Source organism: Salipaludibacillus sp. HK11, assembly GCF_047795645.1.
Taxonomy (GTDB): domain Bacteria; phylum Bacillota; class Bacilli; order Bacillales; family Salisediminibacteriaceae; genus Salipaludibacillus.
This window is the reverse complement of sequence record NZ_CP181045.1, coordinates 3,998,303-4,015,408: the sequence shown is the minus strand read 5'-3', so window position 1 is coordinate 4,015,408 and position 17,106 is coordinate 3,998,303. Positions and strand designations below refer to the sequence as shown.

The following is a 17,106-nucleotide window of genomic DNA, read 5'->3' as shown; positions in this document are numbered from 1 at the left end:
TGTTTTTTTAAGGATGTTTATCTATTTACGAAGGAAATGTATAATAAGGAAATAGAGTCACATTTCGAGGAAAGTCTGATTTATTAAGAACACAAAGCATCTCGGAAGGAGAAATCATGCATTTATGTATATATATGAAAATGATCGCAATAAAATGACAACACAAGCAGATTCATTGCAAAACATGGTATCCTTTGTAGAAAAACTTCAGAGGTACGACGAAAAAACGCTGACTATCCCAATCAAACCTGGGAAATGGTCAACGCGTGAAATCATCGGACACTTATACTACTGGGACCGCTATTTAATAGAAGCAATGATTCCTCATATAGCAGAAGGTGCGGTTTTGCCACCCTTCCCGAATCACGACGTATATAATCGAGCAGCGATCGCTTCCCTTGAAGGGCGAAATGCCTCTCGGATCATTGATGGTTTTATTTCGGGGCGAAAATTGTTGATAGAACAAATCTCCTCTTTAGACGATAAGATAGCGTTTAAGATTAGAGGCTCCGAAGAAATATTTACAACGGACAAAATTATCGACAAGTTTTTTAAACACGATAAGCTCCATCAAGGACAAATAGAAACATTCTTGTCGAATGAGTAACCCGTTCTCTCTTTAGTGGAGCAAGGCGTATGACAATACTAGTTACGCAAAACGGATATATTTTTCTCCAACTCTATATTGCTGAGAGAAAGGGTGAACCTTGCAGTCCGCCCTTTCTCTCGTTGTTTACATTCAGATATCTTTTAATGAATCGATCACTGATTTCCACGCCGTTGATGTCGGATCGATTATCTTGAAATGTTCCACGTTTGGAAGTACGACTAAACCAACGTTTTCACCTAGTTCATTAGCTCTTCGTTGATATTCAATACTTAAATCAACCGGAACATGACGATCCAACTCACCATGTATTAATATTTGCTGAACATTTATCGGCAATAACTCAATTGGTGATGCAAAGCTATAGCGGTCAGGTTCTTCTTCCGGTGTTCCCCCGATAAAAGATACTACAGGACTACTAATCCCTTTTTCATCATGATCTTTCCACATCGCACCTAAATCAGAAACTCCTGCCAAGCTTATTACACTCTTTATCGGTACAAGCAGAGGGTTACCCAACTCGTCGGTTTGATTCCTGCCAGACCGCGATGCCAACCAAAGTGCCAAATGTCCACCTGCTGAATGTCCAAGAACGATCACATTAGAGAGGTCAAGCTGAAAATCTTGATCAACCTCGGTCAAGTAGTTTACTGCATCTATCACGTCATTAAATGTTCCTGGCCATCCTCCACCATTCTCTCCAATGCGACGATATTCAATGTTCCAAGTGGCATATCCGCGCCGAGCCAAATCTTCAGCAATAGGATTATTTTCCTCAAGGTCATATTTCGATTGCCAAAAACCTCCGTGAATTGTAATAATTACAGGATAACATCCTGACAACTTAGGCGTTCGTAAAACACCGAACTGTGACGGATGGTCACCATATGATATTTTAGACGATAAAATAGTTGTCAATGTAAAAACCTCTTTCGTTAGAATTCCATATGCTGAAGATTACATTTACTATATTGTCTTATTAATCTACTTTTTATTGGCCGCACTGTTTCCAGAGATTATCTTTCATAATAAGCACAAGCTTTAGCATAATCCTAATCTTTTCTCAAAATAAACGATTTTATCTTGTTTCTCGAAAATCAATCTTTCTGCCACATATTGAAAATCATTTAGTATGAAGACACGCTGTGCCCGTTTGTTTTTTTCAAATGTGTCTGTTTTGATGTACTTCAATCCTTTTTCAGTCGCCACTTTTTCTGCATGCTTATATAACTTACTGGCAATTCCTTGTCCCTGATAGGCTGGATTTACAGCAGTACGTTTTACCGTTATCGCTCTGTCCTCATATGTCCAGGCGATTTCCGGATACTCTTCATGTTCCTTTTCACTTAAACAGGCAACCCCCGCTACTTCTTCATTTATGATGAATGAGTACAATTCCTCTTCCTCTATGTCTTTTTCAAAATCAGATAACAAAGGATAGTTTTCGTCCCATTGGTAATTTCCAGCTTCATTCATTACTTTAACCGCTTTTTCTAGCAAGTTTTTAATTTCTGGCAAATCCGTATGCGCAGCTAGTCTGATCATGCTTTTTCCTCCTACGTAACACCCTTTTAGAAAAAATATCTATTTCATTTTGGTGCATCCTACTATACATTTATTATCTTAATTTTACACTAAATGTTAAAGAAAATCAGCGTAGTAACCTTTTCATTATAACAAGCTATTTTATCAACTTTATTGTAAAGAACCGCTTAAAACGCCTTTCGCTGGTAAATGAATGTCTTAACTCCCCAAGAAATTGTATAGAGTGTCATTTTACAGAAATATAAAAAATCACCTTTAGGGATATGTTCTCCTAAGAGGTGATGATTCATAATATTTTTGATTAAACATTGCTTTAAAAATAGGTAGGTGGATATTCTACTATTTTACGATAAAATTCCTTGGTTCATTCGGTCCACCCAAAGCTCTAACAAATGGTAATATTCCTCTATGTTAGCTTGAATTTTTTCAGCTACTTCTTCGTTGTACGTATGGACAGTAAGATTACGATCATTCACCATATTCAATGCCGTAATAGCTTCTTTCTCGTTAAGTAGATTGACTTCTCGGCTGCTACGTATTACACCCTTTGGAGATCCAATATACAAGCCTTCCATATCAAATAAATACTGCTTAGCAGCTTTCCAGCAAGCTTCATAAGAAAATTCAAAACGTTGTATAGAGGCATCTCGTTCAACTTCAGATGGGTTTTTGAGCATTGCTAGCTGCCGAAATGAAGTTAAAGCCTTTTCTGCAGACTTCAATCGTTGACGCAGTCTTTCCATAATATGCCCTCCTCTTTTACTTTTTCAACAAGTTGTGGACTTGCGTGTCGCAAATCCACAACATCCACCCTATAAGGAATTGTTGACTCTTCTATTTTTTCTATAAAATCATTCCATTTCGTTGAATCGATCGGCCTTTCTATCTCAATAGCTATATCAATATCTGAACTTTGCTTTTCTTCTTGTCGGGCCCATGAACCAAATAAATAGACACGAACCTTTTCTGAAGACAATTGAGTAACGACTATCTCCCTAAGTTGAGAAAGGATATTGTCTCGAAGGGGTGAGTGAGCTTGCATGGAATATTTCTCCTCTTTTGTTTTTGTTCATTGTATCATATGATTACTTCCGCCACTTAAAAATTGAAATGCCAGCACTCTTTTCATGTCATTTGAGAGAAAGTATAGTCTGAAAAAAATAGTGAAAAAGTTGTCTCTCAGTATTAGAAAAAAACAAGGACTAATATTCTATTAGAGAATTTTTTATCTTTTTTTATTTATTATATCCAAATAAGCAGAACATCAATATATCTCGTTTTTTCACTGAGTTTTACAGGAGATATCCAACCATATTAAATCAAAAAATATCGTTGCTTGATGTCTAACCGAGGTTTATTTTAAATTTCCCCTTAAAATAAAGAACCCCTTAGAACGCCTTTCGCTGGTAAATGAAAGTAGTAACTCCCCAAGAAATTGCATACAGTGTCATGACAATAACTCCCGCTCCCGTATATAAAGCTGGTACGGAGAACTTAGCAATAAAATCAGTAATTGCTGTTAAATTCTCTACCAAAAACCTCACAATAGGTGGTCCTATCCCTGCTAATAGAAGAAAGCTTATGATAACAATTGAGAAAATATGGCCTGATTTAAATATATAAAAAAGCGGAAAGGTAAACGCAGCAAATACTAAGAATAAGCTATTACCAATCGCAATATCAGTCAACGTAACTGGTTCATTAAAGGCAAATAATGCTAAACTTGTCAAGCCAATAGCTATAACCATATACACAATTGCACCAATATAGCGTGCTGCGATTATTTCCTTACGTGTATAAGGTAAGGAGTTTAACAAAATATTCGTCTCTGCTTTTTCATCGTAAGCAAATGCATTAAACGGAATAAAAATACTTGCAACGAGAAAAGTCAATGCTGGATGGGAGTCCATAATGACAAACAATAGAATAAAAGGAATAAAGGTTAATAGATACCTTTTCTGTAGTATGACATCACGTCTGATTAAATTTATCATGGTGTATTCCCCCTTTTAAGTAATACATAATATCTTCGAGAGATGCGCGTTCCATCAGAACTGTGTCTCCAAAAGTATTTTTCACTGCTTGAATATTATCCGTTAATGCTTCAAACCCTGTTGATGCACGATGAATATGAACGAACGCTTTTTCCGTGTCTCTATCGAGAAGATCCGTTCCTCCCTTAACTAGCGCATAATTATCAGATACCTCGTGAATTGATTTACTAAATATTAATTCGCCACCCTGTATTAAAGCGATAAAATCTGCGATACGGTCTAAATCAGTTGTAATATGCGTGGAGAAGAAAATCGACCGATTACCATCAATCATTAATTCCTGTAATAAATCCAATAGCTCTCTTCGAAAAATAGGGTCTAAACCTGCAGTTGGTTCGTCCATAATGATCAGCTCTGCATGGTGTGATAGTGCTATCGCCAATGATGCCTTCATTTGCATTCCTTTCGAGAACGTCTTTATCGATTTATTAACTGGCAGCTCGAATTTTTCAATATACTGATAAAATAAAGTGTCATCCCATTGTTTATAAGCTGGTGAAACGATACGCCTTATATCTTTTAAGTTCAAACCTTCAAAGAATACATTGCCATCATATACAAACCCAATACGCTCCTTGATCTCTTTCTCATGTGTCATGTAGTCTAACCCAAATACCTTAATTTCTCCCTCATCCGGTCTTAATAGATTCATCATCATTTTTATCGATGTTGATTTACCAGCTCCATTGCCTCCAATGAATCCTGTTACAAAACCTTGCTTTACTTGTAAATCAATATTTTTAACAGAAAAATCTTTGAATTTTTTCGTTACATTTTTTAATTCCACCACATTTTCCATTACTTTCACTCCTCATATAAAATCTTCAATAATTGCTGTAGCTCATCAAGCGGTAGGCCTATTTCTTTGCTATTCGTTATGACCGCATCCAACTGCTCCTCAATGACATTCAACTTCTTCTCTTTTATAACCTCCAAATTTTGCTCTGCGACAAAAGACCCTTTTCCGACAATGGAATAGATAAAACCCGCCTTCTCCAGTTCTTCATACGCCCGTTTTGTCGTAATAACACTAATTTGTAGATCCTTTGCAAGTTTGCGCATAGAAGGTATTGGCTCACCCTCCCGTAGTTCACTATTTAAAATCAATGATTTAATTTGATTCGTAATTTGTTCATAAATCGGCTCCTTTGAACTGTTGGAAATAATTATTTGCATGTTAATCCCTCATCTTTGTTTTTTTGTAAAAATACTTGAAATAATGTCATGTACTGCTTGAATCAGTATAGCAATAATGTGAATTGCCATGAACATATTAAAAAACGGATAGGAATATGGGGTAATCCATTCAGTAAACAGCTTCGAGTCCAGAATCCATCTACCTATCCTTGGAAGTAAATTACCACTATCGGTTATGTTCGGCTCCAGCATAGTGCCATCAATCGCGATAAAGATGAATTGCAAAATGATAAATATACCAATGGTGATTAACCAGCGTTTCCCCTGATACACATTAGTTCTTTTTTCTTCTGTGCCTGACATATGAAATTCTCCATTCTACTCTTATTTTATGTAAAAAATCCGACCACCCAAATAGAGTCTAAGTATAGCTGGTTATTCCCCATTCACATGAGTTGTGATTAAAGAGATCTATCATACAAGTACATAAATATTTATATAATGTATATGTACTATATGTACATTATATACATACATTAAATATCGTGCAACAATTTTTTGAATCTAAAAGAAATTTCTTGAGGTAGTTTCGCAAATTAACTGTTTTTACAGAAATTCAAAAAACCACCTCTCGGGATAAGTTATCCTAAGAGGTGATTTTTGGTTAAACATTGCTTAATAAATTGGTAGTTATATTATACTATTTATGATAAAATCCAAACATCATTGGTTCCCTAGATGGATTACTACTCCTACAAAATTCTTCATTTAAAGTATCATAATTTAAGCTTTAAGCCTTCATGGCTAGCTTTAAACCCTAACTTTTCATAAAAACTCAGGGCATCTGGTCTTTCTTTATCCGTGGTGAGCTGGACTAAATGGCAGCTACGTTCTTCGGCACGGTGAATACCCCATTTTATAAGTTCAGTTCCTACACCTTTCCCTCTTACAGAAGCTGCGGTTCTCACCCCTTCAATCGTCGCTCTCCACCCGCCTTGATATGTTATGTAAGGAGTGAAAGTGATTTGCTCGACACCCACCACTTCACTATTGATACAAGCGACGATTAATTCATTGTTAGGGTCAGATGTGATCGCCTCAAATGCTATCATATAACTGATTGGAAGAGGATTTTCATAACGCTCACGCTTGCTTCCTAACCCATCATCAGCCAGCATGGCAACAATCCGATCTACATCTTTCTTCTCAGCTTTTCTAAAGGTTAATTCGCTTTCCATTGAAGTCCTCCCTTGAAGTGTTAATTAGAAATCTCATAAATATTGATTCTTTAAAACTTTCAGGCGGGTGTTTGTCCTTTTCTGTTTTCAATATCTCTATGGATTAGCCAAGAAAAACAATTTCATCGCTGAGCCTTCATAAGCTCATATATTTTACGAGTGGTGTTGACGTTTCTTATCGTCACTTGTTTGTAAAACTTTGATCCAACAATTTTTGACATCCCGCTTTTAGTAACATCTTTCTTGTCGACCGACCATAGAACCGCTCCTTGAACATATTTTACTGTATCGATTTTCGGTTTGACGGTTACAGTTTCGAGAACCGACTCATTATCAATCTCATCCCATAAAAACATAACATCACTCTTCATGTCTTTGTCATTTTTCCATGTTTCAGGAATAGCATTTATAATACGTCTGACATCATCGGCACTGAGAACGATTATTTTAATTTGTAATCCGAAATCATGATATACCGCCTCTTCCAAAATACGTGAAAGTTCTTCTTTTGACGAACTTGTGCTCGAAAAAATAATATTGCCGGTATTGATATAACTCAGCACATCACTCATCTCAACTTTTTCAAACGTTTGTTTAAGCAGTTTCATGTCAACTCTATTTTTTCCACCCACATTAATCCCCCGAAAAAGAGCGATATAAACCATAACAATTCTCCTTTCGACTTTATATCTATATATCTTAATCAATTGTTTTCAGCAGCAATGGCCCAAAACATTTCAAGCCACTCTTTTAATATTCACATATTCCGCAATCCAAGAGAAATATTGTTAACCACATTTGTTATAATCATAGTTAATTCAACAATTTAACAGGAGGTTTATGATGAGAAAAATTATTGTATCAGAATTTCTTACATTGGATGGTATTATGGAATCACCAGACAAATGGTCATTCGATTTCTCAGGCGAAGAACAAGAAAGATTTAAGTTCAAGGAACTCGCTGAAAGCGACGCACTGTTATTAGGAAGAAACACTTATGAAGGTTTCGCTGAGGCCTGGCCATCAATCACTGATGAATCAGGCTACGCAGACATGATGAATAACTATCCTAAATACGTTGTTACATCAACTTTGAAGGAAACAAAATGGAATAACACAACACTAATTAAAGATAACATCTTTGATGAAATAACCAAGTTAAAACAACAGCCAGGTAAAGATATTTTAATTTTCGGAAGTGCAGAGCTCGTTTATGCTCTTACAGAACAAAACCTTATTGATGAGTACAAACTAATGATCTTTCCCACTACTTTCGGAAATGGAAAGCGTATTTTTAAAGAAGGATGTCCTCGTAAAGCTTTAAAGCTTGTGAAAACCGACACGTTCAATTCAGGCGTTGTCGTTCTATCATATACGTGATTTTAAATTAGAAGAGAGCCCAGTTTAGTTGGTAGGCCCTTTTCTTCTTTAGGAAATACTCCACTAAAAATTAGAAATACAAAATCGTTTTCGTCCCCTTAAATTAATATAATCTTCCAAGTGCCTCCTTATTAAAAGAATTAGTTTCTTCAGTTTTCACGTATTCTCACTACTCCATGTAGGATCAATTAGAAGCGACCGATGCTTTTGCGTATTTTTGCTCTCTCACTATATTATTCAGAATAATCAAACATTAAAGATTATACCCATTACTCAATGTAATAGAAAGGGCGCTGAAAACACCTATTTCTGAAACCTCTATTCGGTAGTATTAATAGGTATAGTTGAGGACCTTTAATTACAAGTTATTCTTTCCTGATTTGCAGCAAGAATCCGAATCCATAGAGTGATCATATTCGTCATGACGGCGGAGCCACGTCTTCCCGTTGCCATCACTGCGTCCAGGTGGCTGTTCCCAGTCCTCCTGCCTACCAAGAACTGTTAAATCAAGGTAGTTGAAGGTACCAAGTATCAGGTCAGTTCCACGGGCGTAAGTCGTATACGTGTGAAAAATTCTTTCGCCATCGCGAAGAAAGGTGCTCACGCCAGGCACTTCCATCGACTGAGTGGAATCAATGGGTACGCCCTTATGAACAAGTTCGTCCTTGGTCAAATAGTTGTATTCAATCGGAACGACGGATTCGTCCAGCGTAACGTGAAAGTCATAGTTAAAGTCGCTACCGTAGGAAGAGTACCAAGGAATGTTCCAACCCATTCGTTCCTTGTAGCGTTGGAGCTTGAGAAGTGGAGCGCGGGATACCAGTGCCAGTGACGTGTTTCGTGCATGCAGGTGGGCGAGATGGGCGATGTTGTCCGCAGCGAGCGAGCAAGCCGGACAACCTGCTTCCCAATCAGGATCGAACATGAAGTGATGCACGATAAGTTGAGGTCGTCCTTCAAACAGATCGAGCAGACTGGTCTTACCATGCGAACCGTCTAAGACATAGTCCTTATTAATCTCAACCATAGGGAGTCGGCGCCGCTCGGCATTCAGCGCATCCCGTGCCCTAGTGAATTCCTTCTCTTTGTCCAGCAGTTCCTTACGAGCTACATTCCATTCGTCTAGTGACACAACATTCGGTAGTTGCAGATGATTTTCATTTTTTTTCATATCGTCTTCTCCCTTCTTTTCTTAAGCTTATCACAGACAATCGCTATGAACTTCTTTTCGCTTGCTAAAAACAATTCCTTTAATTCTTTGTCATCGCTTTTATTCAATTAACTGGCCAAATTCAGATTAAGGACGCTTCTCAAAAAAGAGCATACGGAAGCCATAACGCTCGTGAATATGATGAAGGATCGTAGCAGAAAGAGGTGACAATCATGAGGAAAACAAAAACGGGAACAATTATTAAACGGTTGTCGTGCATTTCTTGAATCTGCATCAGAAGCAGAAAGCCATAGGATTTTATTAATCGATGGCCCCTCCATTTTAGGATGGGATATATTTCGAGAAATGGATCAGAAATATGCGATGAGTTCATTGAAGGAACATCTGCAACTTTTATTAGAAAAAGGGTTGATCATATCCATTTCAATTGATGCTTTAACCCATTGTCTGTCTGGTGCCATGAACGAAGCAACCCTTTGGATTTCTGAACAACCAAACCACCAACAAGCTATTCGTGAAGCCATGTCTACACTTCACTCCTTGCTTCAGGGACTTAGAGCGTCATGAATTACTGTCCTCATATCTTTTACAAATTAAATCACAATCCAGCTAAAGAAATGACGGTAGCAATGATAAAACTAATAATCGGCAAAGTACTAGAACTATCAGAGCACATTAACTCTGATAGTCCCACCCTTAATTTTATAGTTTCCACTAAATCATTTATAAATTGTCCATAAACATCTGTGCTTTGAAAATAAAGTAAAATAAATCATTTCGCAATCCAAATATTTTTGCAAGAAAGACATTCATTTGGAAAGAAGAATAATCATTTTCTACCTGTTTGTTGCTCCACAATTAATGGTGGAAGAGCATTTTGTTTTATTCAGACAAGTTGAAATAAGACTAGTATTTAAATCTAGGATTTTCTCTTATATTCTGAAGAATTTCACCTAGATTGGATGGTTGTAAGTTAGTTGTATGATATAAAAAACGCTCCTCTACCCCTTTAGCTTCAAATTCTTTCACTAATTCTAAACACCTTTCTCCCATTTGATGTTCTTTCATTCTTAAAGCATCTCTTCTCAGCAACTCATCTATATCAACCCATAAAACAACATAGATAATTTCTACATTCTTTACCTCGACATAGACCCTTTTTGAGAGTTTTTCTACATCTTCTGGGAAAGCCACATAATCGATGACAACATCCTTTCTGGCTTGAACAAAGTTAATACTTAAATCAGCTATATTTTCCCAAACTAATGATAGTGATTCTTCACTCTCCCATGGTGGAAGGTATCCGCCAACAACCATATGATTAATTAAATCACCTTCAATATAGGCACTTCGTTCAAAAAGTTCAGCAAGTCGCTTTGAAGTTGTTGATTTACCAACTCCGGCTGGTCCAGATATAATATACATTCTTTTCAAAGTTTTCACCTACTTTATCTACATCACCTTATAATTTTCACTTCATTTTTTAAGCTCTCTTCCCCACTTAAATGCAGTCCGCACATTATAAAGAAGCTAATCTCTGACCACTCACTTTTTGTTACGGTAAAGGTACATTGTTATTGGTGCGAAGATGACTACAAATAAGGCTGATGCTACGAACACCCAGATTACTTGTTCTGTCGTTACCGTCCCGTGCATTAAACCGCGAACTGCTGTGACAAGGAGAGAAATGGGATTAATTTCTACAAAACCTTGAAGCCACCCCGGCAACGTATTTACGTCCACAAAGACATTACTGACAAACGTAAGTGGAAACAGCACCATCATGCTTACCATCATCAATGATTTTTCCGAACGCATAATCATTCCAAGCGTCGTCCATACCCAGGATAAGCTAAAGCAAAATACTAAAAGTAGCCCTACCGCTGCTACGATACCTATAAATCCACCTTCAGGACGGAATCCAAGAAGCAATCCAAGAAGAATCATTATTGTTGAAGCAATGGAATAGCGAACAACATCAACGAGCAATGCACCCATAAGTGCAGATGGAAGCCATATTGGCAACGTGCGAAATCGGTCAAAAATCCCTTTACGAATATCATTATTTAAATCAATTCCTGTATACATCGTTATTTGAGCAACTGTCATCACAAGAATTCCTGGCAGTAAAAATTGCAAATACTCCGCGGTGGAACCAGCAATTGCTCCACCAAATAAATAAGTAAACATTAATAAAAATATAATCGGAAACACCGTTACATCAAATAATTGTTCAGGAATATGTTTAATTCTAACTAACGCTCTAGACGAAAAAGTTAAAGTGGATGACCAAATATTCGGTCTGGCTGGTCGTTCACTTGCAGCAATTGCTCGAACCAAAGCATTATTCATTTCTGAATGGTTGTCTCTTTCAGTTTTATTATTCATCCTCGTTCCTCCTCTGACACACTCTCTTCCTCCACCGCATTTCCAGTTAAGGTTAAAAATACTTCGTCTAAGCTCGGTTGACCGAGAGAAAATGTACTAACATCGATAGACTGACTCTTAAGCTTATCTAGTACTGCAATGGCTAAACTAGGGTCCGATACGTGAACTGTAAATGAGGCTAAATTATCAATAGGAGTAACGAGCACTTGAAAGCTTTCCTGTATGTATTCCATTGCCTGTTGCCGCATCGTTTGATCATGTAACGTTATATTTAAAACTCCTGTACCAACCGAAGCCTTTAATTCACTTGCTGTACCTTCCGCAATTATTTTCCCTCGATTAATCACGCCTATTCGATCAGCTAATTGATCCGCCTCTTCTAAGTATTGCGTTGTTAATAACACAGTTGTTCCACTACGAACTAAAGCCCGAATAATATCCCATACTTGATTTCGACTTCTAGGATCAAGGCCCGTTGTAGGTTCATCTAAAAACAACATATCTGGTGTTACAACAATACTTCCTGCTATATCAATCCTACGTCTCATTCCCCCAGAATAATTTTTCACCTGCCTATTTTTCGCTTCCAATAAATGAAACGCCTCTAACAATTCAATTGCACGAGCTTTAGCCTGTTTACGTGAATACCCCATTAATTTTGCAAGCATTACTAAGTTCTCAAACCCAGTTAAATCTTCATCTAGAGAAGCGTATTGCCCCGTCAAGCTTATTCGACTTCGAACACCAGCCGTATCTGTAGCAATATCATGACCGAAAACTTTCGCATACCCCTCATCAGGCTTCAGTAATGTAGCAAGCATCCGTATCGTCGTTGTTTTCCCAGCACCATTAGGGCCCAAGAATCCATACACCGTTCCCTTCTCAATTGATAAATCAACTCCATCAACCGCATGTTCCTCCCCAAATTTCTTAACAAGACCCCTAGCTTCAATTGCATATTCCTTCACTTTATCTCAACATCCTTTCCTTTTCACCCTTTGACACATAAGACTATTATAAGACTTATCTCTTCAAAACTATTTAGCTAAGATTTTATTATTCTTGTATCAATTCATTTCATCAAAATATTCCACAATCGACTTGCACTAAATGGAGAACAAGCACCCGTTAATTTAACGCACTTTATCATTTTATATTATAACTAAGCTAGTGTATTCAGTAGTTTAAATCTTTATGATTTTATAGCAAAATATGTCTCATGACAAACCTTAGAGGAAGAGCATATTTCGGTATCATGACTCCCCCTCCATTTTCTAACGCTACAAAATCATGTTATAGACAGTTTTTAGTTTCCAGCCAACGATGTAACCATTCAAATATTAATTGTTATTGAACAGTTAGCTGTTTGCAAGATTTAATTGCCACGATACACCATATTTATCATCAACCCATCCAAACTTTTTACTAAAACCATAATTAGATAATGGCATGTGAACGACACCATCCTGAGATAACTTATCAAAGAGTCGATCAATCTCTTTCTCCGTGTTACATGTTACAAACATTGATACTGCGGGAGTAAATGTCCATTCATGCTTAACACTGCTATCTATACACATAAACTCTTGTCCATTGATTAAGAATGTAGCATGCTGTACACTTCCCTCTTTGCCTACCTCATTTGCTCCGTATCGAACAATACTAGTGATTTCTGACTCGTCAAACAAAGAGATGTACAAATTCATTGCTTCTTCAGCACTTCCTTCAAAAGTTAAAAACGTAGTGATCTTTTGATTTGAATTTACCATTAAAAATCCACTTCTTATTAATATAAATACTACCATAATATTAATTATTGATATGTGATTCCAAAGCCAAAGCCAAGAAAAAAATGCTTTCGGTGCTTAACAGTCTATTTTTCAGTAAATATAGCTAAATTTTTTAGTGTCGATCTTAACCCTGTGTCATGATCCTCCTTTCGAATTCCTTCAGGTACATTTTCACAAACGACAGTCACGTTTGTGCCTTCTGAAACAGTTTCTAGGTGGAACTTATCGTATGGCCCTCACGTATGAAATTCCCGATTCAAAAATGATTTATAGATGATGTTCGGCGATGCCAAAATAACTCTTGAAGCAGAATCGATTCTAATACTTGACTGATTTGTCATAATTAAAAACCTCCTTACCGGTCTCTAAATTTTCTTATAGTATCATCATAATATTTTCTATTAGTCTACATTTCTTGTCGATTTCTATGTTAAGTAGGATGTTTATTTTACAAATTTATCGGTAATGGATTATTGTACATCCAAAAAGAGCTACACTAATTTGGATAAACCATGAGCACATGTCTTAAACACACCTTTAAATAGGTGGTTTATTAATTAAAGGAGGAAATTCAACATGATAAATTTGAAACAGAGTGGAAAGCTAGGCTTTGGCACAGCCCCTTTAGGAAATATGTTTCGAGACGTCCCAGAGCAGGAAGCGCTTGATACAGTCAAGGCTGCATGGGATAACGGAATTCGTTATTTTGACACTGCGCCATTCTACGGTGCCGGTCTCGCTGAAATGAGATTAGGAGAGGTATTATCTAAATATAATCGCGACGACTATGTATTAAGCACCAAAATTGGACGACTCATCTTAGACGAAAAGGAAGAAAAAGAAGGTCTGTTTGAATTTGGCCGCAAGAATAAAATCGTCAACGATTATACTGCAGAAGGAACGCTCCGCTCCATTGAACATAGCTTGGAACGATTAAATACCGATCGACTTGACTTTGTTTACGTCCATGATATTTCACCTGATTTTCATGGAGATGAGTGGCTTTCGAAATTTGAAGAAGCAAGAACAGGAGCTTTCCGTGAGCTAAACAGACTTCGCGACGAAGGTGTCATTAAAGGTTGGGGATTAGGTGTTAACAGAACAGAACCTATTGAGCTGGCAAATGAGTTAGAGGAAACAAAGCCAGATATTCATCTTCAGGCTACCCGTTACACCCTACTAGATCATGAGCATGCTCTCCAGCGTTTAATGCCAGGTTCTGAAGAAAAAGAAATCAAAATCGTTGTCGGTGCTCCTTATGGTTCAGGTGTCATTGCTGGCGGATCTCATTACGAATATAAAAAAGCACCGTCAAAAATCAACTCGAAAGTAGAGCTCATGAACGAGATCGCTAATCGCCATCAGGTCAGCTTAATTTCTGCTGCACTCCAATTCTCAGCAGCTCATCCGGCAGTAGCGGCTGTTATTCCAGGCACCACACGTCCTGAACGGATTCAAGAGAATATTTCTGCTATGAATGCTGAAATTCCAGTAGCTTTCTGGCAGGAAATGAAAGAACAAAATTTAATCTCTGCTGAAGCACCGTTGCCAATAAAAGAGTAACTGTTCGTTCAACAATCAATACATTACAAAGTGATCCCTTTCCTAGTCATGGCTAGGAGGGGGATCATTTTTAGTATGAAGCTTTTAGTTGGCATACAAAAACATCGACGGGAAGGTCGTCTTGAAGGGCATAAGAAAAAAATCGGGATTAATTTCAATTAATCATACATTACCTAAGAAATATTAACTATTTTGTTAAATTTTTATACAAAAAAGTTGCGATACATTTCTTCTTTAGATATTGTTAATTATGGGTATTTTCAAAAAAGAGGAAAATCAAAACTTAAAGAATTCCTCGTTATCCGTAGATAAAGAGAATGATTATGAAAAAGGAAGTGATATATTGAATAAAAAAATTTTGCCATTATATATATTTTCAATTATTTTTCTTTCAGGATGTACCTTTTTAAGTACTACAGACCCTGAGTTCTCACGAGAAAAATATGATGAATGGTATGAAAAAGAAGAGTATGAATTAGTTTTAGATGATTTGAATCAGCGATTGGAAAAATACCCTGAAGATCCATTTCTTTATAATGAGAAAGGGTATTGTCTCCAATATATCGAGCAACATGAAGAAGCAATTCAAGCCCTAGACAAAGCGATTGAACTCGATGACCAAATGGATAGCGCATTTAATAACAAGGCTTTATCATTAAATGAACTCGGTGATTATGAACAAGCAATTGTCGCTGCACAAAGAGCAATCGATATTAGTGAGAAGGAACCAGAACAGTTTATCAACATGGGGAATGCTCATTTATCGCTTGAAAGGTATGAAAATGCTCTTGAATATTATGATAAAGCTTTGACGATTGATGATCTTACACCATATGCTCTATATGGAAAAGGAGTTTCACTTTATTTCTTATCCGAAGACGAAAAGGCAATCCCTTATTTAGAACAATACATAAAACAAATTCCCGAAGATACCGACGCATTATGGTATCTTGTCTACCTCCACGATGCATTAGGGCAATTTAGCGAGACGATTCCTTATTTAGACAAGATTATTGACCTTGTTCCAGAAAACCCATTAAATACTTTAGATTATAAAGGCATAATGCTTACTTACAGGGGAAATCTAAACGAAGCTAAAGAACACTATAACTATATTATTGAGCAATTTCCAAATGAAGCAATTGGGTATTACGGAAAAGGTGTAGTACTTGTGCAACAAGGAGAGCTTGATCAAGCATTTGAAGAATTAGCTAGATCGATAGAATTAAATGAATCATTCAAGGATACAGCTTACAATGATCCTCTATTATCCACCGTTTACGATGATGAGACATTTATCGAACTGATAGAATATTAATGAAAGAGATTATTTCTTATTGACTGAATGATCTAAAAGGAAGAACGGTTGGAAAGATTAAAGAAAAGATATTCTGATAACATCATGGAGGCTTTATTATGCAAAAAATCAAAAAAACTACTTGTACAAAATGGTTAACTTGGTCAGCGGCTCTCTTATTAGGTGGAATAGTATTGACTGCTTGTCAGTCGGAAAGTGAGTCCATGACAAGTTCAACAGAAAATAACGAAATTGAAATAGAATCAGAGTCAATACCAGAAACAGAAATAGATAGTGAAAATGCTGATAAAGAAAATGACTCAGAGGAGGAGTCTGCCATATCTGAAGAAGCTATCTCCTTAGATGAAGGAAGTTATGTCGTTGGAGAAGATTTCCCAGCTGACCGTTATAAGATTACGAGCAGTAGCTCAGGTAATCTTTTTGTTGAAAATAATTCTGCCGGTGGATCAGTAAGTGAGATTTTAGAAGATGAGGGATTGAACTTAGGCGTTCCTAGCGTTACGGTCAATCTATATGATGGCGCAGAAGTAGAAATTACTGGATTTGAGCAAGGTATTTTCACTCCTGTAGAAAATAGAACAGTTTCTGATACTTTAACTACTGGAGCTTGGGAAGTAGGCACGGATATTAATGAAGGAAATTACGAGGTAATAGCTTCTGGAACTCGAAGTGGAAAAGTCATGATTTATGAAAAAGATAATAAGTTGCCATTATATGACGAACTCATCGATCCAGATGGTGAATTTGGACCTGAAACGTTAACTGTGGATTTAAAGGATGGACAAATATTACGGGTTAATGTAACCCAAGAATTAACATTCCAAGAAAAATAATTAGATAGGACTTTTTTTATAGAAGCATGTGATTCCTTTTACGGCTTTCTAAAAATCTCCTCTGAAAAAACTACGACAAAGA

The 17,106-nt window shown here is 36.8% G+C and carries 20 protein-coding genes and 1 pseudogene; 6 read left to right on the top strand and 15 right to left on the bottom strand.

Annotated features, from left to right (window positions below; genetic code table 11):
* The first annotated feature begins 124 nt into the window (after window positions 1–124).
* Window positions 125–607 carry a DinB family protein gene (locus ACM26V_RS19030; protein ID WP_416148296.1) on the top strand — a complete coding sequence of 161 codons (483 nt, stop codon included), beginning with the start codon at window positions 125–127 and terminating at the stop codon, window positions 605–607.
* 132 nt (window positions 608–739) lie between these two features.
* Here the strand turns inward: ACM26V_RS19030 and ACM26V_RS19025 are convergent, their stop codons facing one another.
* From ACM26V_RS19025 to ACM26V_RS18980, 10 genes are all read right to left on the bottom strand, one after another.
* The gene (locus ACM26V_RS19025; RefSeq protein WP_416148295.1) at window positions 740–1,525 is read right to left on the bottom strand and encodes an alpha/beta hydrolase family protein; all 786 of its coding nucleotides are present in this window, start codon (window positions 1,523–1,525) and stop codon (window positions 740–742) included.
* Window positions 1,526–1,648: 123 nt separating this feature from the next.
* A complete protein-coding gene (locus ACM26V_RS19020; RefSeq protein ID WP_416148294.1) occupies window positions 1,649–2,152 on the bottom strand; it encodes a GNAT family N-acetyltransferase in 504 nt (167 codons plus the stop codon).
* A gap of 344 nt (window positions 2,153–2,496) precedes the next feature.
* Window positions 2,497–2,895 carry an HI0074 family nucleotidyltransferase substrate-binding subunit gene (locus tag ACM26V_RS19015; RefSeq protein WP_416148293.1) on the bottom strand — a complete coding sequence of 133 codons (399 nt, stop codon included), beginning with the start codon at window positions 2,893–2,895 and terminating at the stop codon, window positions 2,497–2,499.
* Window positions 2,871–3,194 (bottom strand): nucleotidyltransferase family protein, encoded by a 324-nt coding sequence (locus tag ACM26V_RS19010; RefSeq protein WP_416148292.1) that lies wholly within the window; start codon window positions 3,192–3,194, stop codon window positions 2,871–2,873. Before ACM26V_RS19010 ends, ACM26V_RS19015 begins: the two co-directional genes overlap by 25 nt.
* A gap of 346 nt (window positions 3,195–3,540) precedes the next feature.
* Window positions 3,541–4,146 carry an ABC-2 transporter permease gene (locus tag ACM26V_RS19005; RefSeq protein WP_416148291.1) on the bottom strand — a complete coding sequence of 202 codons (606 nt, stop codon included), beginning with the start codon at window positions 4,144–4,146 and terminating at the stop codon, window positions 3,541–3,543.
* The gene (locus tag ACM26V_RS19000; protein ID WP_416148290.1) at window positions 4,124–5,005 is read right to left on the bottom strand and encodes an ABC transporter ATP-binding protein; all 882 of its coding nucleotides are present in this window, start codon (window positions 5,003–5,005) and stop codon (window positions 4,124–4,126) included. Before ACM26V_RS19000 ends, ACM26V_RS19005 begins: the two co-directional genes overlap by 23 nt.
* A 5-nt stretch (window positions 5,006–5,010) precedes the next feature.
* Window positions 5,011–5,382 (bottom strand): GntR family transcriptional regulator, encoded by a 372-nt coding sequence (locus ACM26V_RS18995; RefSeq protein ID WP_416148289.1) that lies wholly within the window; start codon window positions 5,380–5,382, stop codon window positions 5,011–5,013.
* A 9-nt stretch (window positions 5,383–5,391) separates the two neighbouring features.
* Window positions 5,392–5,706 (bottom strand): YfzA family protein, encoded by a 315-nt coding sequence (locus ACM26V_RS18990; RefSeq protein WP_416148288.1) that lies wholly within the window; start codon window positions 5,704–5,706, stop codon window positions 5,392–5,394.
* Window positions 5,707–6,119: 413 nt separating this feature from the next.
* Window positions 6,120–6,581: a GNAT family N-acetyltransferase gene (locus ACM26V_RS18985; protein WP_416148287.1), complete on the bottom strand. Its 462-nt coding sequence runs from the start codon at window positions 6,579–6,581 to the stop codon at window positions 6,120–6,122.
* Between the two features lie 122 nt (window positions 6,582–6,703).
* Window positions 6,704–7,246 carry a DUF1697 domain-containing protein gene (locus ACM26V_RS18980; RefSeq protein ID WP_416148286.1) on the bottom strand — a complete coding sequence of 181 codons (543 nt, stop codon included), beginning with the start codon at window positions 7,244–7,246 and terminating at the stop codon, window positions 6,704–6,706.
* Window positions 7,247–7,424: 178 nt separating this feature from the next.
* Between ACM26V_RS18980 and ACM26V_RS18975 the strand changes: the two genes are divergently transcribed.
* Complete coding sequence (locus ACM26V_RS18975; protein WP_416151918.1) at window positions 7,425–7,961, top strand: dihydrofolate reductase family protein; 537 nt, start codon at window positions 7,425–7,427, stop codon at window positions 7,959–7,961.
* A 358-nt stretch (window positions 7,962–8,319) separates the two neighbouring features.
* Here the strand turns inward: ACM26V_RS18975 and ACM26V_RS18970 are convergent, their stop codons facing one another.
* Window positions 8,320–9,132: a DUF899 domain-containing protein gene (locus ACM26V_RS18970; protein WP_416148285.1), complete on the bottom strand. Its 813-nt coding sequence runs from the start codon at window positions 9,130–9,132 to the stop codon at window positions 8,320–8,322.
* A gap of 291 nt (window positions 9,133–9,423) precedes the next feature.
* Between ACM26V_RS18970 and ACM26V_RS18965 the strand changes: the two are divergent.
* Window positions 9,424–9,699: pseudogene (locus ACM26V_RS18965) on the top strand (TetR/AcrR family transcriptional regulator); the annotation flags it as partial.
* A 339-nt stretch (window positions 9,700–10,038) separates the two neighbouring features.
* Here the strand turns inward: ACM26V_RS18965 and ACM26V_RS18960 are convergent.
* From ACM26V_RS18960 to ACM26V_RS18945, 4 genes are all read right to left on the bottom strand, one after another.
* Window positions 10,039–10,557 carry an AAA family ATPase gene (locus ACM26V_RS18960; protein ID WP_416151917.1) on the bottom strand — a complete coding sequence of 173 codons (519 nt, stop codon included), beginning with the start codon at window positions 10,555–10,557 and terminating at the stop codon, window positions 10,039–10,041.
* A gap of 120 nt (window positions 10,558–10,677) precedes the next feature.
* On the bottom strand, window positions 10,678–11,520 hold the full coding sequence (locus tag ACM26V_RS18955; protein WP_416148284.1) for an ABC transporter permease: 843 nt from the start codon (window positions 11,518–11,520) through the stop codon (window positions 10,678–10,680).
* Complete coding sequence (locus tag ACM26V_RS18950) at window positions 11,517–12,488, bottom strand: ATP-binding cassette domain-containing protein (RefSeq protein WP_416148283.1); 972 nt, start codon at window positions 12,486–12,488, stop codon at window positions 11,517–11,519. The genes ACM26V_RS18955 and ACM26V_RS18950 overlap by 4 nt, the downstream gene beginning before the upstream one ends.
* A gap of 390 nt (window positions 12,489–12,878) precedes the next feature.
* Window positions 12,879–13,289, bottom strand: a complete 411-nt coding sequence (locus tag ACM26V_RS18945; protein WP_416148282.1) for a VOC family protein — start codon at window positions 13,287–13,289, stop codon at window positions 12,879–12,881.
* A gap of 597 nt (window positions 13,290–13,886) precedes the next feature.
* Here ACM26V_RS18945 and ACM26V_RS18940 point away from each other — a divergent pair.
* From ACM26V_RS18940 to ACM26V_RS18930, 3 genes are all read left to right on the top strand, one after another.
* A complete protein-coding gene (locus tag ACM26V_RS18940; protein ID WP_416148281.1) occupies window positions 13,887–14,873 on the top strand; it encodes an aldo/keto reductase in 987 nt (328 codons plus the stop codon).
* 343 nt (window positions 14,874–15,216) lie between these two features.
* On the top strand, window positions 15,217–16,191 hold the full coding sequence (locus ACM26V_RS18935) for a tetratricopeptide repeat protein (RefSeq protein WP_416148280.1): 975 nt from the start codon (window positions 15,217–15,219) through the stop codon (window positions 16,189–16,191).
* 98 nt (window positions 16,192–16,289) lie between these two features.
* Window positions 16,290–17,024 carry a hypothetical protein gene (locus ACM26V_RS18930; protein ID WP_416148279.1) on the top strand — a complete coding sequence of 245 codons (735 nt, stop codon included), beginning with the start codon at window positions 16,290–16,292 and terminating at the stop codon, window positions 17,022–17,024.
* Window positions 17,025–17,106: the final 82 nt, after the last annotated feature.

What these genes read in the sequence shown, in the direction of transcription:
- ACM26V_RS19030 (WP_416148296.1), top strand. Translation starts at nt 125, where the DNA reads ATGTATATATATGAAAATGATCGCAATAAAATGACAACACAAGCAGAT.
- ACM26V_RS19020 (WP_416148294.1), bottom strand. Translation starts at nt 2,152, where the DNA reads ATGATCAGACTAGCTGCGCATACGGATTTGCCAGAAATTAAAAACTTG.
- ACM26V_RS19015 (WP_416148293.1), bottom strand. Translation starts at nt 2,895, where the DNA reads ATGGAAAGACTGCGTCAACGATTGAAGTCTGCAGAAAAGGCTTTAACT.
- ACM26V_RS19010 (WP_416148292.1), bottom strand. Translation starts at nt 3,194, where the DNA reads ATGCAAGCTCACTCACCCCTTCGAGACAATATCCTTTCTCAACTTAGG.
- ACM26V_RS19005 (WP_416148291.1), bottom strand. Translation starts at nt 4,146, where the DNA reads ATGATAAATTTAATCAGACGTGATGTCATACTACAGAAAAGGTATCTA.
- ACM26V_RS19000 (WP_416148290.1), bottom strand. Translation starts at nt 5,005, where the DNA reads ATGGAAAATGTGGTGGAATTAAAAAATGTAACGAAAAAATTCAAAGAT.
- ACM26V_RS18995 (WP_416148289.1), bottom strand. Translation starts at nt 5,382, where the DNA reads ATGCAAATAATTATTTCCAACAGTTCAAAGGAGCCGATTTATGAACAA.
- ACM26V_RS18990 (WP_416148288.1), bottom strand. Translation starts at nt 5,706, where the DNA reads ATGTCAGGCACAGAAGAAAAAAGAACTAATGTGTATCAGGGGAAACGC.
- ACM26V_RS18985 (WP_416148287.1), bottom strand. Translation starts at nt 6,581, where the DNA reads ATGGAAAGCGAATTAACCTTTAGAAAAGCTGAGAAGAAAGATGTAGAT.
- ACM26V_RS18980 (WP_416148286.1), bottom strand. Translation starts at nt 7,246, where the DNA reads ATGGTTTATATCGCTCTTTTTCGGGGGATTAATGTGGGTGGAAAAAAT.
- ACM26V_RS18975 (WP_416151918.1), top strand. Translation starts at nt 7,425, where the DNA reads ATGAGAAAAATTATTGTATCAGAATTTCTTACATTGGATGGTATTATG.
- ACM26V_RS18970 (WP_416148285.1), bottom strand. Translation starts at nt 9,132, where the DNA reads ATGAAAAAAAATGAAAATCATCTGCAACTACCGAATGTTGTGTCACTA.
- ACM26V_RS18960 (WP_416151917.1), bottom strand. Translation starts at nt 10,557, where the DNA reads ATGTATATTATATCTGGACCAGCCGGAGTTGGTAAATCAACAACTTCA.
- ACM26V_RS18955 (WP_416148284.1), bottom strand. Translation starts at nt 11,520, where the DNA reads ATGAATAATAAAACTGAAAGAGACAACCATTCAGAAATGAATAATGCT.
- ACM26V_RS18945 (WP_416148282.1), bottom strand. Translation starts at nt 13,289, where the DNA reads ATGGTAAATTCAAATCAAAAGATCACTACGTTTTTAACTTTTGAAGGA.
- ACM26V_RS18940 (WP_416148281.1), top strand. Translation starts at nt 13,887, where the DNA reads ATGATAAATTTGAAACAGAGTGGAAAGCTAGGCTTTGGCACAGCCCCT.
- ACM26V_RS18930 (WP_416148279.1), top strand. Translation starts at nt 16,290, where the DNA reads ATGCAAAAAATCAAAAAAACTACTTGTACAAAATGGTTAACTTGGTCA.